17 protein-coding genes and 1 other RNA gene are annotated in these 16,401 nt (G+C 65.8%); 12 read left to right on the top strand and 6 right to left on the bottom strand.

Annotated features, from left to right (window positions below; translation table 11 throughout):
- Positions 1-2 precede the first annotated feature (2 nt).
- Together P1IM2_RS10125 and P1IM2_RS10120 are read left to right on the top strand one after the other, a co-directional pair.
- Positions 3-1,193 (top strand): RsmB/NOP family class I SAM-dependent RNA methyltransferase, encoded by a 1,191-nt coding sequence (locus P1IM2_RS10125; RefSeq protein WP_186402367.1) that lies wholly within the window; start codon positions 3-5, stop codon positions 1,191-1,193.
- Positions 1,194-1,225: 32 nt separating this feature from the next.
- A complete protein-coding gene (locus P1IM2_RS10120) occupies positions 1,226-1,750 on the top strand; it encodes a tetratricopeptide repeat protein (protein WP_062903258.1) in 525 nt (174 codons plus the stop codon).
- A gap of 54 nt (positions 1,751-1,804) precedes the next feature.
- Here P1IM2_RS10120 and mtgA read toward each other — a convergent pair whose 3' ends face one another.
- From mtgA to P1IM2_RS10105, 3 genes are all read right to left on the bottom strand, one after another.
- Positions 1,805-2,512, bottom strand: coding sequence for a monofunctional biosynthetic peptidoglycan transglycosylase (gene mtgA, locus P1IM2_RS10115; protein ID WP_186402366.1), 708 nt, complete (start codon positions 2,510-2,512; stop codon positions 1,805-1,807).
- A 98-nt stretch (positions 2,513-2,610) separates the two neighbouring features.
- Positions 2,611-3,513 carry an RNA polymerase sigma factor RpoH gene (rpoH, locus tag P1IM2_RS10110; protein WP_003050258.1) on the bottom strand — a complete coding sequence of 301 codons (903 nt, stop codon included), beginning with the start codon at positions 3,511-3,513 and terminating at the stop codon, positions 2,611-2,613.
- Positions 3,514-3,591: 78 nt separating this feature from the next.
- Positions 3,592-4,548 (bottom strand): RluA family pseudouridine synthase, encoded by a 957-nt coding sequence (locus P1IM2_RS10105; RefSeq protein ID WP_186402365.1) that lies wholly within the window; start codon positions 4,546-4,548, stop codon positions 3,592-3,594.
- Positions 4,549-4,667: 119 nt separating this feature from the next.
- Between P1IM2_RS10105 and P1IM2_RS10100 the strand changes: the two genes are divergently transcribed.
- From P1IM2_RS10100 to P1IM2_RS10060, 9 genes are all read left to right on the top strand, one after another.
- The gene (locus P1IM2_RS10100) at positions 4,668-5,312 is read left to right on the top strand and encodes a histidine phosphotransferase family protein (RefSeq protein ID WP_186402364.1); all 645 of its coding nucleotides are present in this window, start codon (positions 4,668-4,670) and stop codon (positions 5,310-5,312) included.
- A 62-nt stretch (positions 5,313-5,374) separates the two neighbouring features.
- The gene (locus P1IM2_RS10095; protein ID WP_186402363.1) at positions 5,375-7,777 is read left to right on the top strand and encodes a chemotaxis protein CheA; all 2,403 of its coding nucleotides are present in this window, start codon (positions 5,375-5,377) and stop codon (positions 7,775-7,777) included.
- On the top strand, positions 7,774-8,211 hold the full coding sequence (locus P1IM2_RS10090) for a chemotaxis protein CheW (protein WP_234179855.1): 438 nt from the start codon (positions 7,774-7,776) through the stop codon (positions 8,209-8,211). The genes P1IM2_RS10095 and P1IM2_RS10090 overlap by 4 nt, the downstream gene beginning before the upstream one ends.
- A 72-nt stretch (positions 8,212-8,283) precedes the next feature.
- Positions 8,284-8,658 carry a response regulator gene (locus tag P1IM2_RS10085; protein ID WP_003050271.1) on the top strand — a complete coding sequence of 125 codons (375 nt, stop codon included), beginning with the start codon at positions 8,284-8,286 and terminating at the stop codon, positions 8,656-8,658.
- 8 nt (positions 8,659-8,666) lie between these two features.
- On the top strand, positions 8,667-9,782 hold the full coding sequence (cheB, locus tag P1IM2_RS10080; RefSeq protein ID WP_186402362.1) for a chemotaxis-specific protein-glutamate methyltransferase CheB: 1,116 nt from the start codon (positions 8,667-8,669) through the stop codon (positions 9,780-9,782).
- A complete protein-coding gene (locus tag P1IM2_RS10075) occupies positions 9,779-10,636 on the top strand; it encodes a CheR family methyltransferase (RefSeq protein WP_120649319.1) in 858 nt (285 codons plus the stop codon). Before cheB ends, P1IM2_RS10075 begins: the two co-directional genes overlap by 4 nt.
- A gap of 66 nt (positions 10,637-10,702) precedes the next feature.
- Complete coding sequence (locus P1IM2_RS10070) at positions 10,703-11,392, top strand: N-acetylmuramoyl-L-alanine amidase (RefSeq protein WP_062768003.1); 690 nt, start codon at positions 10,703-10,705, stop codon at positions 11,390-11,392.
- Between the two features lie 151 nt (positions 11,393-11,543).
- Positions 11,544-11,928: RNase P RNA component class A (gene rnpB, locus P1IM2_RS10065), an RNA gene on the top strand.
- Between the two features lie 86 nt (positions 11,929-12,014).
- The gene (locus tag P1IM2_RS10060) at positions 12,015-12,176 is read left to right on the top strand and encodes a hypothetical protein (RefSeq protein ID WP_186402361.1); all 162 of its coding nucleotides are present in this window, start codon (positions 12,015-12,017) and stop codon (positions 12,174-12,176) included.
- On the opposite strand, the gene P1IM2_RS10055 is transcribed toward P1IM2_RS10060, so the two are convergent.
- The 3 genes from P1IM2_RS10055 to P1IM2_RS10045 form a co-directional block, all read right to left on the bottom strand.
- Entirely contained in the window at positions 12,177-12,803 is a 627-nt protein-coding gene (locus tag P1IM2_RS10055; protein ID WP_186402360.1) for a hypothetical protein, read from the bottom strand.
- Positions 12,804-12,891: 88 nt separating this feature from the next.
- Positions 12,892-13,374, bottom strand: a complete 483-nt coding sequence (greB, locus tag P1IM2_RS10050; protein WP_186402359.1) for a transcription elongation factor GreB — start codon at positions 13,372-13,374, stop codon at positions 12,892-12,894.
- Between the two features lie 7 nt (positions 13,375-13,381).
- Positions 13,382-15,415, bottom strand: a complete 2,034-nt coding sequence (locus P1IM2_RS10045; RefSeq protein WP_186402358.1) for a lytic transglycosylase domain-containing protein — start codon at positions 15,413-15,415, stop codon at positions 13,382-13,384.
- A 101-nt stretch (positions 15,416-15,516) separates the two neighbouring features.
- Between P1IM2_RS10045 and dapA the strand changes: the two genes are divergently transcribed.
- Positions 15,517-16,392 carry a 4-hydroxy-tetrahydrodipicolinate synthase gene (gene dapA / locus P1IM2_RS10040; RefSeq protein WP_186402357.1) on the top strand — a complete coding sequence of 292 codons (876 nt, stop codon included), beginning with the start codon at positions 15,517-15,519 and terminating at the stop codon, positions 16,390-16,392.
- Positions 16,393-16,401: the final 9 nt, after the last annotated feature.

The following is a 16,401-nucleotide window of genomic DNA, read 5'->3' as shown; positions in this document are numbered from 1 at the left end:
GCATGACCCCCGCCGCCCGCGTCCAGACCGCAATCGAGATTCTCGATACCATCGCCGCTGCGGCGCGCGAGGGCGGGGCGCCCGCCGACGCTTTGTTCGCCGAGGCGATGCGGGCACGGCGCTACGCGGGATCGAAGGACCGGCGCGCGATCCGCGGCCACGTCTATGACGCGATCCGCGCGGTGCGGTCGGTGCCGGCGTCGGGGCGCGCGGCAATGCTCGCGCTCGCCGACCATGATCCGGCGCTCGCAGCGCTGTTCGACGGATCGCCTTACGGGCCCGCGCCGATAGGCAGCGACGAGCCGCGCGCCGAAACCGGCGTCTCCGCGTCGGCGCTCGCCGAATTGTTCGATCCGCTGATCGAGAGCGCCGAAGAGGGGGCGATGCTCGAGCGCGCACCGCTCGACTTGCGCGCCAACCGCCTGAAGGCGTCGCGCGACGGGCTTGCCGAACTTTTCCCCGAGGGGCGCGCGATCGAGGGTGCGCCCGACGGCTGGCGCCTGCCGCCTGAAACCGCGGCGATCCAGCATCCCGCCCATGAAAACGGCGCGTTCGAGGTGCAGGATGCCGCGAGCCAATATGCCGCCGCAGCGCTGGGTGCCGCTGCGGGCGCGCGCATCGTCGATCTGTGCGCCGGGGGCGGCGGCAAGACGCTCGCCATCGCCTCGCTGACCGGCGATGCCGCCGACATATTGGCGTGCGACGTCAATCGCGCGCGGCTCCAGCAATTGCCGCCCCGTGCGGAGCGGGCGGGGGCAATGCGCATCGAGACGCGCCTGCTCGATCCGGGGAAGGAATCGGCGATGCTCGCCGACTGGCGCGGCAAGGCGACGCATGTTTTCGTCGACGCGCCCTGTTCGGGCAGCGGCACCTGGCGGCGCAGTCCCGAACTGCGCTGGCGGCTGACGCCGGCGCGGCTCGAGCGTCATCTGGCCGATCAGGCGAACCTGCTCGCCATCGGTGCCGATATGGTGGCGCCGGGCGGTAAACTCCTTTATGCTGTGTGCTCAATCATCGCGCGCGAGGGGCGGGCACAGGTGCAAGCGTTTCTGGACCTACGTCGGGGCTGGACCGCCGACAGCGGCTATTTGCCGGATGGTATCGCGCGCGCCGCGGGCGCGGGCTATCTGTTCACCCCGGCGCACGACCGATGCGACGGCTTTTTCCTCGCACGGCTGACCGCGCCATGTTAGCGTCGCCGCAAATGAAGCGATGGGAGAATGCGATGCGCATCAGTTTACTGGCCCTTGGCGCCGGTCTCGTTCTGGCCAGCCTGCCTGTAGCCTCCGATGCGCAGCGTGCCGACAATGATATCCTGCCCCAGTCCGTCGCGCTGATGAACCAGGGCCAGGCGGCGCAGGCGAAGGGCGATCTCGACGCCGCAATCGACGCCTATGAATCGGCGCTCGCCGCCGACCCGCGCAACCGTTCGGCGATTGTCGCGCTGGCGCAGGTCGCGCGCGCTCAGGGCCTGCCGGGCAAGGCCATCGGTCTTTATCGCGAAGCGCTGCTGCTCGAACCCAACGACATCGCCGCGCTGGCGGGGCAGGGCGAAGCGCTCGCCGACAAGGGCGCGATCGAACTGGCGCGCGAAAAGCTCGCCGACGTGCAGCGGCTGTGCAAGGATAAATGCCCGCAGGTCGCGGCGCTCGAAAAGGCAATCGCCAATGGCGACACGAAGCGCGTCGTCGCGGCAGAGGCGATCACGCCCAAACCCGTCGTCGCGACCGTGACTCCCAGCCAAAACTGAGGCAGCCAAAACTGAGGCAGCCAGGACTGAAGGCGGCGCGCCGCTTGTGCTGTTCTATTTATAGATGCACGCGTCCAGACCATCGCGTCGGACCTGACCGATGCGCGCGGCGATCATATTGCCGTAACGGCGTGTGAAGCCCGACGGACTGATCGCCTCGCGCTTCTTGGGGAGCGGCAGGATCGCGGCAATGCGCGCGGCCTCGGCCGGGCTGAGGCGGTTCGCACCATGGTTGAAATAACGCCGGGCGCCCGCTTCGACGCCATAAGTGCCGATCCCCGTCTCGGCAACATTCAGATAGACTTCCATGATCCGCCGCTTGCTCCAGAAGGTTTCGATCAGGAAGGTGAACCAAACTTCCGGCACCTTGCGCAGATAACGGGTCCAGCCGCTGCCCTGCCACAGAAAGACGTTCTTTGCCGTCTGCTGGCTGATTGTCGAGCCGCCGCGCAGCCGCTTGCCCTTGGCGTTGCGCTCGATCGCAGCTTCGATGGCTTCGGTATCGAAGCCGTTATGGGTACAGAATTTTCCGTCTTCGGCGGCGATGGCGGCGCGGACCATATTGCGGTCGATCGCCGAAAGGCTCGTCCAGTCCTTGGTGATGCCGTTGCTGTCGGCGAGCATGGTGAAGGTAAGGGGCGGCGGCACCACCGCATAGACAAGCACCCACGCCGCCGTCCCTATGGCGAACCATATCAGCCATTTGAAGGGGCGCAGATACCAGGGGAGCTTGCGCTTTCTTGCGCGGGATCGGGATGCCATGCCGGGCAAATTAACCGCTCGCGCGCCTGAGGCAAGCGCGCGATCGGAACAAGACCTCTAACTGCGCCCCCAACCGGGGCGGGAGCAAGGATTAGCGTTCAGGCGCCGATAAGTCGGCGTTCGCCGGCAAGCTTGAGCATCGCCTTCTGCAGCTTTTCGAAGGCGCGGACCTCGATCTGGCGGACGCGTTCGCGGCTGACGTCATAGACCTGGCTCAGATCCTCGAGCGTTTTCGGGTCGTCGGTCAGACGCCGTTCGGTCAGAATGTGGCGTTCGCGCTCGTTGAGTGTCGCGAGCGCTTCGGTGAGCAGTTCGTGCCGCACGTCGCGTTCTTCGGCCTCGGCCACGCGTTCGTCCTGAAGCGGGCCTTCGTCGCCGAGCAGATCCTGCCACTGGCTGTCGCCATCCTCGCCCATGGGCACGTTGAGCGACGTGTCGCCGCCCATCGCCATGCGGCGGTTCATGCTGACCACCTCGTCCTCGGTGACGCCCAGATCCTTTGCGATCTTGGCGACGTTTTCGGGGCTGAGATCGCCGTCCTCGAACGCTTCGAGATTATTCTTCATGCGGCGCAGGTTGAAGAACAGCTTCTTCTGGGCCGCGGTGGTGCCCATCTTCACTAGGCTCCACGAGCGCAGGATGAATTCCTGGATCGAGGCGCGGATCCACCACATCGCATAGGTGGCGAGACGGAAGCCGCGTTCGGGATCGAATTTCTTCACGCCCTGCATCAGGCCGATATTGCCTTCGCTGATCAGTTCGCTAACCGGCAGGCCATAGCCGCGATAGCCCATCGCGATCTTTGCGACGAGACGCAGGTGCGAGGTAACGAGCTGCGCCGCAGCTTCACTGTCGCCATGCTCCTGAAAGCGCTTGGCGAGCATATATTCCTGCTCGGGCGTCAGAAGCGGAAATTTACGGATTTCGGCCAGATAGCGGTTCAGGCTCGCCTCACCGCCGAGCGCGGGCACCACTGCCGGAACATTGCTTTTATTAGCCATGGAGAGTGTCTTCCCTAAAACCTGAAAATATCCTGCCGCAATTGCCTTTCGCGGTCAAAATAGATTTTCATTCGAAACCTAAACGCGCAGTTCATCGATCAGTTCCCGCATGTCTGCTGGGAGTTCGCTGTCGAGCGCGATGCTGTTACCGGTCACCGGATGAATAAAGCCCAAATGGGCTGCATGCAACGCCTGACGCGCAAAATGGCGGGCTTTCAGCAGGTCCGAAAGCGGCTTTCGGGCGCGCCCATAGACCGGATCGCCGACGAGCGGGTGGCCGATATGCGCCATATGGACGCGAACCTGATGCGTGCGGCCCGTTTCCAGCCGGCATTCCACCAAGGTTGCGTCCCGCAGCGGCTCGATCGTCCGGTAATGGGTGATCGCATGTTTGCCGCGGCCCGGCTCGACCACCGCCATCTTCTTGCGATTGACGCTCGACCGGCCGAGCGCGGCCTCTACCGTGCCGTTGGCGGGCATCGGGCGGCCGGTCGCGATCGCGAGATAGCGGCGGTCGATGCTGTGCGCCGCAAATTGCTTCGCCAGCCCCTCATGCGCCTTGTCGTGCTTGGCGGCGACGATCAGTCCGCTCGTATCCTTGTCGATACGGTGGACGATGCCGGGGCGCGCGACGCCGCCAATTCCCGACAATTGCCCAGCGCAATGATGGAGCAGCGCGTTGACCATCGTGCCGTCGAGATTGCCGGCGGCAGGGTGAACGACCATTCCCGCGGGCTTGTCGACCACAATCAGATGCTCGTCCTCATAGGCGATGACGAGATTCATGTCCTGCGCCACATTATGCGCGGGGGCGGGGGCGGGCAGGCGCAGTTCGAGCTTCGCCGGTGCGGATGCCTTGGCGGCGGGATCCCACAGGATGCGCCCGCCTTCATCGGTGACGCGGCCGCCCTTGATCAGCGTCTTGACGCGCTCGCGCGACAGGCTGGGCAAAGCCTCTGCCAACGCCCGGTCGAGCCGCAACCCGGCCGCGCTGTCGCCCAACGCCACGGTCAGAATGTCGTCGTCCCCCTTCATTGGTCGTCATGTGGCCCCGTCCGGGCAATATTCAAGGGGATGGCGCTTGCCCTGAAGGGGGCGGCTGCCCTAGGAGCAGCGGTGCCGGAAACTGCCGAGCTTGGGGAGCCAATGCATCCATGACCGACGATCGCGTCGATTTCGCCTCGATGATGGCCTCGCGCCTGTGTCACGACCTGCTGAGCCCCGTCGGAGCCTTTGCCAACGGCCTCGAGCTGCTGGCCGATGAAAAAGACCCTGAGATGCGGGCGCGGGTGGTCGACCTGCTCGAACAAAGCGCACGGACATCGGCGGCGAAGCTCAAATTCTTCCGGCTCGCTTTCGGATCGGCGGGGGGCTTCGGCGAAGCGGTGCCGCCGACCGAAGCGAAGGGCGCGATCGAAGGGATCATGGCCGACCGCCCGATCACGCTCAACTGGATGATCGGCGACGACGCTCTGCCCAAGCCGGCGGTCAAGATCATCCTCAACCTCGCGCTGATCCTGGTCGATGCCCTGGTTCGCGGCGGACGGCTCGACATCGGCTGCGAGCGGCAGGGCGAAAACATCGAGATCGCGTTGCATGCCGAGGCCGAGCGCATCCTTGTCGATGCCGACGTCGAACGCATCCTTGCGGAAGGCGAGGCGGCCGCCGCAATGACCTCACGAACCGCTCCCGCGGTGCTCGTCCAGGCGGTGGCGGCGCAGAATAACGGCACCGTGATGCTGGCGCGCGAAACGCCGACGTCGTTGCTCGTCGGCGCGGTGCTGCGGCCCGCCGGGTAAAGCGCTCCTTAACCATTGTCGGTCATGGTTGCGCCTTGATTTTGGGGCGCAGCGGAACCGCGATGGACGATCTTCTGAACGATTTTCTGGCTGAAACGTCGGAAATCCTTGCCGATGCCGGCGGGGCGCTGGTCGTGTGGGAGGCCGATCCGACCGACCGGGCGCAGCTCGATTCTATCTTTCGGATGATGCACACGATCAAGGGAAGCTCGGGCTTTCTGGCGTTGCCACGCGTGACCGCGCTTTCGCATGCCGCCGAAGAGGCGCTCGACCAGGTTCGCCGCGGTCATCGCGCGCCCGACGCCGCGCTCGTCACCGGCGTGCTCGCCATCGTCGATCGACTGTCGATGCTGTGCGAGCGGTTGGCGAGCGAAGGCGCCGAGCCGGCGGGTGAGGATGGCGACGTGATCGCCGCCCTGTCAGCCGATGCGTCTGATCCGGTGCAGGCGGACGCGGCGCCCGCGGTTCCGGAGGCGATCCGGATGCGGCGCGAAGATGATATCATCACCGAATTGCAGGGCTGGCGGTCGATCCGCGTGCCGCTGCCGCTGCTCGACAGCGTGATGACGGGGGTTACCGACATCGTGCTCGCGCGCAACGAGTTCGCGCGGATGCTGCGCGAATCCGGGGCCGATGCGGCGCTGATTGGCGCGTTCGACCGTTTGTCCGATTCGATCGCGGGAATGCGCCAATCGGTGAGCCAGATGCGGATGCAGCGCATCGACAAGCTGTTTGCGCCGTTGCCGCGCATTGTGCGCGATCTGGCGCAGGAACTCGGCAAGAAGATCCATTTCGACACGAGCGGCGGCGAGGTCGAACTCGACCGCGAGATGATGGAGAATATCCGCGATCCGTTGATCCACATCGTCCGCAACGCCATCGATCACGGGATCGAGGGGCTCGACGAGCGGGTCGCGGCGGGGAAGGATATTACCGCCACCATAAGGGTTTCGGCGCGCCAGTCGGGCAATCAGATCGAAATCGAGGTGAGCGACGACGGGCGCGGCCTTTCGCCCGACGCGCTGGTTGCCAAGGCGATCGCCAACCGGCTGCTCTCGGCGGCCGACGCACGGACGCTGACGCCGGCTGAAAAGCTGGAGCTGATCTTTCGTCCGGGCTTTTCGACCGCGGCGCAGATTACGGAAATTTCCGGCCGCGGCGTCGGCATGGACATCGTCAAGGCCAATGTCGAAAAGATCGGCGGCCTCGTCGAACTGCGCAATGAAGAGGGACGCGGCCTGTCGGTGTTGCTGCGCGTTCCGATGACGCTGACGATCATTTCGGGGCTGATGGTGCGCGCTGCAGGGCAATATTTTGCCATTCCGCGCGGATCGGTCCGCGAAATTCTGCTCGAGACGAACGACAGCGTTCGTATCGAGCGGCTCGGTGGCGGCGAAATCGCAACGGTGCGCGGCGAGCAATTCCCCTTGCTGCGGCTCGAGGATGTGCTGGCGCGTCAGCGCGGCGACGACGACGATGTGGACGACCGCGCTCTCGTCATCATCCGGCCTGGGCAGGGGCAGAGCTATGCGCTCAGCGTCGCGGCGATCCATGACCATGAGGAACTGGTCATCAAGCCCGCCGCACCGATGATCATGGCGACCGGCCTTTATGCGGGCACCACGCTGCCCGACAACGGGCGGCCGGTGCTGCTGCTCGATGTTCAGGGGCTGCTCGCGGCGTCGGGCGTCGATGCCGGTGAGGCTGGCCGCAGTCAGGACCGCGCCGACGAACGCGAGGCGCAGGCCGAACGGGCGCGCAACGCGACGCAATTGCTGCTGTTCCGCGAGGCCGACGGCCGCACGCGCGGTGTTCGCCTGTCGGTGATCGAACGGGTCGAAGAAGTGCCGCAATCGGCACTGTTTGAAAGCGGCGGCGCCGTTCGGGTGCAGGTTGGCGACGAGATATTCCCGGTCCATGCGGCAACGGTGCCTGCCGGCGAGGCGGCGGTGAAGCTGCTTCGGCTGTACGACGGCGATACGGTGATCTGTTACCCGATCGCGGCGGTGATCGACATCGTGCGCCTGCCCGACGTGGTCGAACCCGCGTCGGCACCGGGCCTGATCGCGGGCGTGGTGCTGGTCGGTGGCGAGCCCGTCGAACTCATCGATCCTTTCTGGATCATGGAGTGTCACGCCGGCGGCCGCACCGCCGTCGCGGGCCGCGCGCCGCTGTGCCGGCTCGCAGGCGATGCTGACGGGTGGGGCGAGAATTTTCTGGCGCCGCTGCTACGCGGCGCGGGCTACCGCGTTGCCACGGCCGCCGACGCGGGCGAGGGGGCCGATGTGATGCTGTGCCTGACCGAAAGCGGGCAGGGCTGCGCCCATGATGCGGGCGAGCTTCCCGTCATCTGCCTGCGATCGGCAGCGGTTTCGGCAAGCCCCGAGGATGCGAGCGTCTATCGCTACGATCGGGCGGGCTTGCTCGCGGCGCTGCGCCGTAAGGTCGGAGGAGCGCGGTCATGATGGAAAAACTGTATCTGATCGCGCGTATCGCCGACACGCGCGTCGCACTGCGCTCGCGCTCGATCAATTCGGTGGTCGCGGTCGGGGCACCGGTCGAGGTGCCGGGCGCGCCGCCGCACGTCGCAGGCCTGTTCGCGCTGCGCAGCCGCGTCTTCACGCTGATCGACCCGCATGTCGTCGTCGGCCTGCCGCCGGTGGCGGTGGCGAGCGGGCAGCGGGTGATCGTGGTCGATGTTGCGGAACATGGCTACGCGCTGCTCGCCGATGAAATCGAGGATGTGTGCTTCATCGACGCGGCCGAGACGCGCCTGGCCGGCAAGCTGATGCCGGGATGGGCGCGTGTCGCCGAAGCGATGATCGAGCATGAGGGCGCGTCGCTGCTCGTGGTCGATCCATCGCATTTTATCGTACCGCCCGCGCTTAAGGCAGCGTGATGCGGGCCGTATTAACATAGTGGACACCCCTTGGCCGTAACGTGGCGTAAATTCCGGGGGTCGGAGGAATAAATGTCGAAATCCTGTCTGGTCGTCGATGACAGCAAAGTCATTCGCAAGGTCGCGCGACATATTCTTGAAAGCATGTCCTTTTCGGTCGACGAAGCGGCCGACGGGCAGGAGGCGCTGACCTTCTGCCGCGCCAATCGGCCCGACGTGATCCTGCTCGACTGGAATATGCCGGTGATGAGCGGGATGGAATTTCTCGGCGCCTTCAACGATCTCGATTTCGGGATCGAGGAGCGCCCGCGCGTCGTCTTTTGTACGACCGAAAACAGCATCGACCATATCCGCGCCGCGATCGAGGCCGGAGCCGACGAATATGTCATGAAGCCGTTCGATCGCGAGACGCTGGAAGGGAAATTGCAACTCGTCGGCGTTGCCTGAGCCCGGACGTGTCGCTGCCCCTATCTTCGCTGACCGACCCCAGGGTCGAAACCGACATACCGGCGGCGCGCACGGTTCGCGTGATGCTGGTCGACGACAGCCTGGTTGTCCGCAGCATCCTTGAACGTATTGTCGACGGGAGACCGGGGCTGACGGTGTGTGCGTCGGTTGCATCGGCGCATGATGCGCTTGCCTTTCTCGCGAGCGAACCTGTCGATGTCGTGGTGCTCGATATTGAAATGCCGGGGATGAGCGGGATCGACGCGCTGCCGCATATCCTGCGCAGCGCCGTGAACGCCCGTGTCCTGATCCTCTCGTCGAACTGTGTCGAAGGCGGCCCGGCCGCGATCGACGCCCTCTCGCTCGGCGCGAGCGATACGCTGGCGAAGCCGGGGCGGGGCAGCTTTTCGGGTCGCTTCGCCGAGATTCTGACCGACCGCATCCTGTCGCTTGGCCAGCGGCAGCCGAACCCGCCCGAGGCGCGGCTCGCCCGCCGCGAAATTCCGCCCCCGGTCCCGGTGGCATTCGATACGGCGGCGCCGCTGGCCTGCATCGCGGTCGCGGCGTCGACCGGCGGCATTCCGGCCTTCACCAACTTCCTCGTCAATCTCGACCCGCGAATTTCGGCGCCGATCCTGCTGACCCAGCATCTGCCTGATGCCTTCATGGAATTTTACGCGCGCCAGATTGCGACGATGACGGTGCGCACCGTCCGCGTCGCGGCGGCGGGCATGCCGGTGTTGCCGAACCATATCTATCTCGCCCCCGGCGACGCCCATCTGATGGTCGTCAACGCAGGGCGGCGGCAGGAGATCGCGCTCGATCGCCGTCCGGTCGACAATGGTTGTTGCCCCTCCGCCGACCCGATGCTGGCTTCGGTCGCCGATGTCTACGGCGCCGGGGGCGTGGCCGTCGTGCTGAGCGGCATGGGCCGTGACGGGGCGACCGGCGCGGCGCGGCTGAAGGATGCAGGCGGGACCGTCCTCGCGCAGGCGCCCGAAAGCTGCGTTATCTGGGGGATGCCCGGTGCCGTTGCCAAGGCGGGCATTGCCGCGGCGACGCTCAACCCCGATGCGATCGCGCTGATGCTCGGCTCCTATCTTGGCGGCAGCAAAAAGTCATGATGGGCGGCGGTGCCAGCGAGTCCGCCTATCGCGTGCTGATGGGCGTGCTCGAATCGCGCACCGGCCAGACGCTGTCGCCGAACCGGATATGGCGGATCGAAATGTCGCTGAAGCCGGTGATGCAGCGTCACGGTATCGCGGATCTCGACGCGCTCGTCGCTGCACTCGTCACCTCGACCAGCCGGCAGCTGCTTGACGACACGGTCGATGCGATGCTCAACAATGAAACTTATTTCTACCGCGAACACAGTGTGTTCGATGACATAGCGAAGACAGCGCTTGAGCATATTCGCGAAACCAATGCGGCCAAGCGGCGCGTGACCATCTGGCATTGCGGCGTGTCGACCGGCCAGGAAGCCTATTCGATGGCGATGCTGCTCGCCGAACAGGGCGAGCAATGGGCGGGGTGGCAGGTCGATGTCGTCGGCACCGACGTCAGCTATCATGCTATCAGCCGCGCGCGCGTCGGGCTGTACAGCCAGTTCGAGATTCAGCGCGGCCTGCCGGTGCAGCGCATGGTGCGATGGTTCGACCAGACCGAAGGCGGTTGGCTTGCCAAGGCCGACCTGAGGCGCCGGATCGACTTTTCCGTGCAGAATATGCTCGTCGACCGCCCGCCGCTTGCCAGCCCGGCCGATCTGATCTTCTGCCGCAACCTGTTGCTCTATTTCTCGCTGCCGATGCGCCAGAAGGCTTTCGCGCGGCTGCGTTCCGTGGCCGCGCCGCAAAGCTTTCTGGTCTTGGGAGCGGGCGAGACGGTGCTCGGCCAGACCGACCAGTTCGTGGCGAGCCGCCGTCTGCGCGGACTTTATGAGCCGGCCGATCAGCAGGTGCGCGCGCCGGTCGCGGCCTGACCTTGCATTTTGCGCTCGACTGGCGCAAGCGAACACAAGGCAGGGCAGGAACGGGCCGCGACACGCATGAGCGACTTTATCGAACGCTGGTCACCCAATTTCGACGAGCGCGCGCTGCCCATCTCGATGATCGTGCTGCATTATACCGGCATGAAGACCGGCGCCGAAGCCCTTGATCGGCTTGCTGATCCCGAGGCGAAGGTGTCGGCGCATTATGTCGTCAGCGAAGACGGCCAGATCACCCATATGGTCCCCGAGGACAAGCGCGCGTGGCACGCGGGCAAGTCGCACTGGCGCGGCATCAGTGACATCAATTCGGCGAGCGTCGGTATCGAAATCGTCAATCCCGGCCATGAATTCGGCTATGTCCCCTTTCCCGACCCGCAAGTCGCCTCGGTCGTGCGGCTCGTGCACCAGATCAAGGACCGCCACGCGATCACGCGCGGCAATGTCGTCGGTCATTCGGACATCGCGCCGACGCGCAAGCAGGATCCGGGCGAGCTTTTTCCGTGGGGTGAGCTGGCGCGCCGGCGCCTGGCGCTGCCGCGGCCGACCAAGAAACTGACCGATCCGCTATGGACCGACGCCGGCTTCCTGCTCGCGCTCGAACGTTTCGGCTATGATGTCACCGACGGCTTTGCCGCGACCGTCGCCTTTCAGCGCCGCTTCCGCCCCGAACTGATCGACGGAACGATCGACGGCGAATGCCGCGCGATCCTGCTCGCACTGCTGCTGCCGCAGCCCGAGGGTGATTGATCGAGCGGGAGTGACCGAAGCGAGACATCGCAGCATCGTCATCCTGAACTTGATTCAGCAGGACGAGCGTTAAAAGGCTGGGATCCACCCATGTCAGTCGTTCGCGCAATCGCTCGCAATCGGCGTTCGTTCGCGTTATAACCGCATGAGGCCAGAGGGTCGGGCGATCGCCGCCGCGCAAGCGGGGGAGGAAAGTCCGGGCTCCACGGAAACCACGGTGCCGGATAACGTCCGGCGGCTTCGGGCAACCGGAGCAAGGGAAAGTGCCACAGAGAGCAGACCGCCAACGGCTTCGGCCCGGCGAAAGGTGAAAGGGTGCGGTAAGAGCGCACCGCGCGGACGGCAACGGACGCGGCACGGCAAACCCCACCGGGAGCAAGGTCGAATAGGGATGGCACGAGGTGACTCAGGGCTGGTTCCGGCCCCGCCGTCCGGGTTGACTGCTTGAGCGTCCGGGCAACCGGCCGCCTAGAGGAATGATCGCCCATCCCCGGCAACGGGGTGGACAGAACCCGGCTTACAGACCCTCTGGCTTCACTCTCCCATCCCCGCGCGCCCCGCGCGCGGGAACCGCGCTGTCCAGCCCCGCGTTGGATGCAGACAGTCTGAAGGGAGACGAACCATGAAAGTCGTCGACGACCATGTCGAAGTGACCGACGAAGAAGCCAGCAGCGGCGTCAAAGGCAACGGCGTGCGCTATGTCCTTGCGATTTCGCTGTTTCTGGCGGTCATCGTGCTGTCGGTGGTCTGGATCATCCCGGCGCTGATGGGGCAGGGGCAATAATTATCTGGCGGCAGCGCCGAACGCATCCTCGCCGCTGGGGGCGTCTTCCATCCAATAGACGCGGATCGGGCGGCGGAAGCGCTTGAGTCCCGTCTTTTGATAGGATGCATTTTCGCGCGACCCGCTTAGCTTGAGCGTCGAGGTGATGACGTCGCCGGTCAGCAGGTTCCAGCTCAGTTCGCTGCCGTCGTGCGCGAAGGTGCGGCTATACATCGTTGCATCAAGGCCGATGAGCTTCATGCGCCCAGTCTCCGGGTCTAGCCGAAAGCGATAGGTTGCCGCCGTCGCGGTCGTTCCCCCGGTCAGATCCTTGACGACCAATACGCCTTTCGCGACGGACATCTCGGCTGCGCCGAGCGGGTAGGCGTCGAGGTCGAGCATGCCCTGCGGCGCGCGGCTGAAACCCTTGCCCTTGTCGGCCAGGCGGACGCGCAATATCCTCTTGACGTCGCCGCGCACGATATAGGCGATGTCATCGACGCCGTCGCCATTCAGGTCGCCCGCGATGCGTGCTTCAATCTCTTCGCCGCGGCCCAGTTCGGCCTTGATCTGCGCGTCGCCCGGCGGCTGCATCGCCTGGCTATCGGTTGCCGCCAGCGACAATGCAACGATGATGATTCCCCGCATCGACCCTCTCCTTGCGTGACGATCGGATGGCTTCGCACGATCTTTCGCGCGTCGCTGTGATCGCGCGCACAGGCGGCACGTGCCGCGATCACGGATAGGCGATGGCGACGATTTCCCATTCCTTGGGCCCCGCGGGCAGTTGGACCGTGCGCAAATCGCCGGTCGCCGCGCCGCGCAGCGCCCGGGCCAGCGGACTGTTCCAGCCGATCCGGCCGGCGCCCGCATCCGCCTCATCGTCGCCGACCAGCGTGACGGTGCGGCGCGCGTCCTCCTCGTCGGCGAGTTCGACCGTGGCGCCGAACCAGATACGGTGCTTGTCGGGCTGTTCCGCGGGATCGACGACCCGCGCGGCCTTCATCCGGCGCGCGAGGAAGGACAGCCGCCGGTCGATCTCGCGCAGCCGTTTGCGGCCGTAGATATAGTCGCCATTCTCGCTGCGGTCGCCATTGCCGGCCGCCCAGCTGATCGTCTCGACGAGCTTGGGGCGTTCGGTTACGAACAGCAGATCATATTCGGCGCGCAGCGCGGCGAAGCCCGACGGGCTGATGATATTGGTCTTGTCCCCCGCCATCGACCGGTCAGCCGGGTGTGCGCTTGCCGAGATAGAAGCTCAGCGGTGCATTGGGCAGCGACCGGTCGCCGTCGCGCAGCGTGTCGTAGACGACCGCATTTTCGAGCACGCGCTGGACATAGTTGCGCGTTTCGAAAATCGGAATCGCCTCGATCCAGTCGATCATGTCAACCGTGCCCGATCGCGGATCGCCATTGGCGCGCAGCCATTTGTTCACATTGCCCGGCCCGGCATTGTAGGCCGCGACCGCGAGCGGATAGCTGCCGCCGAAATAGCTGAGCATCTGCTGAAAATAGGTCGACCCCAATGTCATATTATAATTGGTGTCGCTGGTCAGCGAGCTCGCGTCATAGCCGAGGCCGAGCTTGCTTGCGACTTCGCGCGCGGTTCCCGGCATCAACTGCATCATCCCGCGCGCGCCGGCGTGACTGATCGCCTGGCGGTCGAACTGGCTTTCCTGACGGGTGATCGCGTGGATGAAGGTCCAGTTGTTTTCCTGCCCCGCCGGGACACGCACCGTGGGGAAGCCCGAAACCTCGACCGCGTCGAGGCTGTTCGCCTGTGCGCTGCGGCCGATCATGACGCCGAGGTCGGGACGGCCGATCGACGCGGCGAGCTGGCCCGCCAGAACATGATCGGTCGGCGTCGTCGCGCGCTGCGCCAGCGCACGGAGGAACAGCGACTGTTCACGCCACGCGCCAATCTCGCCCAGCGCGCGCGCGGCGCGCACCAGCCGGTCGTCATCGAATGCCTCGCGCTCCGATGCGCTGACCCGGATCGTCGGGACGGGCACGGGCTTGGGCTGGCGGCGGCCAAGCCGTTCGAGCGAGAGCTGGCCGTAAAACTGGTCATAATGCTCGGCCGCGTCGGCGAAATGCGCATTGGCCGCAGCCGTGTCGCCCGCTGCGAGCGCGGCGCGGGCCGCCCAGTAAAAGCCCTTGGTGCGCGTCTGCGCCGAACGCGCGGCTTCGCCATAAGCGCGGAACAGCCGTACCGCTTCGCCTGGCCGGCCGAGGCTCTTGTAAGCGAGCTGGCCTGCGAGCCATGCCAGCGAGGTATAATCGTCGCGCACGCCGAGCGGCTGTTCCCGCACGACCGTCCCCGACGGCAGCGCGTCATCAAGCTGCCGCGCGATATTATAGGCAGTCACCTTGTCGCCCGCGGCATCGGCCTGGCGCGCGTTGGTGAGCAGGGTTTCGAGCCATTCCTCGGCATCAGTGGGTGCCGAGGCCAGATTGCGCGGCCCAGCGAGCAGCGCGCGCGCTTCGCCGACGCGGCCCGCCTTGCGCAGCCACGTTGCCTTGTCGGCGATATAGCCGGGGTCGGTGCGGGTCAGCGACGGATATTGCGCTTCGATCGCCGACGCCTGCATCGCGGCGTCGACCGTGCCGCTGCGCATTGCGAGCCGCACCGCGAAGATCGGCCGCCGGTCGGGCGAGGTGAAGGCGAGTTGGCGCGAGGCGGGGCCGGTCGCGCCCAGCCACAGCAGCTTGTCCATGCGTGCATCATGATCGGCGAGCGAGATCGCGCCGGGGAAGAGACTCAGCACCCGGCTGACCTCCGCTTCATCGAGCGTGCCGCCGGTCCAGGCCCGGCGCACCGCGGCATAGGCTTCGTCGCGGCGGCCCGACGCGTTAAGCGCTAGCGCCATACGCAGCTCGCCGCTCGCGGTGCGCGGCGGAAAGGCCTGGAAATAGGCGAGCGTGCGCGCGGGATCGAAACTGTCGATCGCGATCGCCTTTTCGGCGCGGACGCGCATCTTGTCGGCATCGGGCCAGTCGCGATTGGCCATCAGGAACCGCGAAAGCCGGTCGAACGACGCAGTCTGGTCCTGCGTCAGCCGCCGCCATTCGAGCACCGCGTCGCCGACGGTGTTGGTCGCGCTCGGCGGCGAGGTCGAGACCGACGCGAGCCCCATCTGAGCGCGATACCACGCCATCTGATCGGGCGTCAGTTCGCTCGCGGTGGCGACCGATGGGACAAGCAGCGCTGCAGCGAGCGCGAGGCGGGAAATTGGGGGCAGCGAAAACATGCCGGCCATGTTAGTGGCAAACTCCTTGCAGGGCGCTGAATAGGCGTTCATGACGCGGCGCGCTGACCGGATTCTATCGGTGAAAGCGGCTTTTTGTAAAGGAGCGGAGCATGTTCTCGGGGTCGATTCCCGCTTTGGTGACGCCATTTCGCGACGGTGCGTTGGATATGCAGGCCTTTGCCCGCCTCGTCGACTGGCAGATCAAAGAGGGGACGAGCGCGCTCGTGCCGTGCGGTACGACCGGCGAGAGCCCGACGCTGAGCTTCGACGAACATTATCGCATCATCGACGCGTGCATCGAGGCGGCGGCAGGACGGGTGCCGGTGATCGCCGGCTGCGGGTCGAACGACACCGCCACCGCGATCCGCCACATGCGGCATGCGCAGGCCGCAGGGGCGAGCGCCGCGCTGATCGTCGCGCCCTATTACAACCGCCCGAGCCAGGAAGGCATGCTCGCCCATTTCAGGGCGCTCGCCGACGCGAGCGATCTGCCGATCGTCGTCTACAACGTCCCCGGCCGTACCGTCGCCGACATCAGCGCCGAAACCATGTGCAAACTCGCCGAAATTCCGACGGTCGTCGCGACCAAGGATGCGAGCGGCGACCTTGCGCGCGTGACGATGCACCGGGCCGGGGCGGGCGCCGATTTCTGCCAGCTCAGCGGCAACGACGACCTGTGGTTGCCGCACGCCGTTCTGGGCGGGGTGGGCTGCATTTCGGTCACCGCCAATGTCGCGCCGCGCCTGTGCGCCGATTTCGCCGCCGCTTGCGCCGCGGGCGACTGGGCGCGCGCGCTGGTCCTGCACGACCGGCTGTTTCCGCTGCACAAGGCGATGTTCACCGACGCGTCACCGGCGCCGGTCAAATATGCGCTGGCGCGGGTGCACGACTGGTTTTCGGCCGATCTGCGCCTACCTATCATTCCGGCGTCCGCTGCATCGCGCGCCGCCGTCGATGCCGCACTGGTTTCGGCGGGCGTTCTCTAGGTTTTCTTC

This window comes from Sphingopyxis sp. P1IMeth2 (assembly GCF_900185685.1).
Classification (GTDB): Bacteria; Pseudomonadota; Alphaproteobacteria; order Sphingomonadales; family Sphingomonadaceae; genus Sphingopyxis; species Sphingopyxis terrae_A.
This window is presented reverse-complemented; position numbering and strand designations above follow the sequence as displayed.

Excerpts from the sequence above, each read along its gene's own strand:
- P1IM2_RS10125 (WP_186402367.1), top strand. The coding sequence starts at position 3 with ATGACCCCCGCCGCCCGCGTCCAGACCGCAATCGAGATTCTCGATACC.
- P1IM2_RS10120 (WP_062903258.1), top strand. The coding sequence starts at position 1,226 with ATGCGCATCAGTTTACTGGCCCTTGGCGCCGGTCTCGTTCTGGCCAGC.
- mtgA (WP_186402366.1), bottom strand. The coding sequence starts at position 2,512 with ATGGCATCCCGATCCCGCGCAAGAAAGCGCAAGCTCCCCTGGTATCTG.
- rpoH (WP_003050258.1), bottom strand. The coding sequence starts at position 3,513 with ATGGCTAATAAAAGCAATGTTCCGGCAGTGGTGCCCGCGCTCGGCGGT.
- P1IM2_RS10105 (WP_186402365.1), bottom strand. The coding sequence starts at position 4,548 with ATGAAGGGGGACGACGACATTCTGACCGTGGCGTTGGGCGACAGCGCG.
- P1IM2_RS10100 (WP_186402364.1), top strand. The coding sequence starts at position 4,668 with ATGACCGACGATCGCGTCGATTTCGCCTCGATGATGGCCTCGCGCCTG.
- P1IM2_RS10095 (WP_186402363.1), top strand. The coding sequence starts at position 5,375 with ATGGACGATCTTCTGAACGATTTTCTGGCTGAAACGTCGGAAATCCTT.
- P1IM2_RS10090 (WP_234179855.1), top strand. The coding sequence starts at position 7,774 with ATGATGGAAAAACTGTATCTGATCGCGCGTATCGCCGACACGCGCGTC.
- P1IM2_RS10085 (WP_003050271.1), top strand. The coding sequence starts at position 8,284 with ATGTCGAAATCCTGTCTGGTCGTCGATGACAGCAAAGTCATTCGCAAG.
- P1IM2_RS10075 (WP_120649319.1), top strand. The coding sequence starts at position 9,779 with ATGATGGGCGGCGGTGCCAGCGAGTCCGCCTATCGCGTGCTGATGGGC.
- P1IM2_RS10070 (WP_062768003.1), top strand. The coding sequence starts at position 10,703 with ATGAGCGACTTTATCGAACGCTGGTCACCCAATTTCGACGAGCGCGCG.
- P1IM2_RS10060 (WP_186402361.1), top strand. The coding sequence starts at position 12,015 with ATGAAAGTCGTCGACGACCATGTCGAAGTGACCGACGAAGAAGCCAGC.
- P1IM2_RS10055 (WP_186402360.1), bottom strand. The coding sequence starts at position 12,803 with ATGCGGGGAATCATCATCGTTGCATTGTCGCTGGCGGCAACCGATAGC.
- greB (WP_186402359.1), bottom strand. The coding sequence starts at position 13,374 with ATGGCGGGGGACAAGACCAATATCATCAGCCCGTCGGGCTTCGCCGCG.
- P1IM2_RS10045 (WP_186402358.1), bottom strand. The coding sequence starts at position 15,415 with ATGGCCGGCATGTTTTCGCTGCCCCCAATTTCCCGCCTCGCGCTCGCT.
- dapA (WP_186402357.1), top strand. The coding sequence starts at position 15,517 with ATGTTCTCGGGGTCGATTCCCGCTTTGGTGACGCCATTTCGCGACGGT.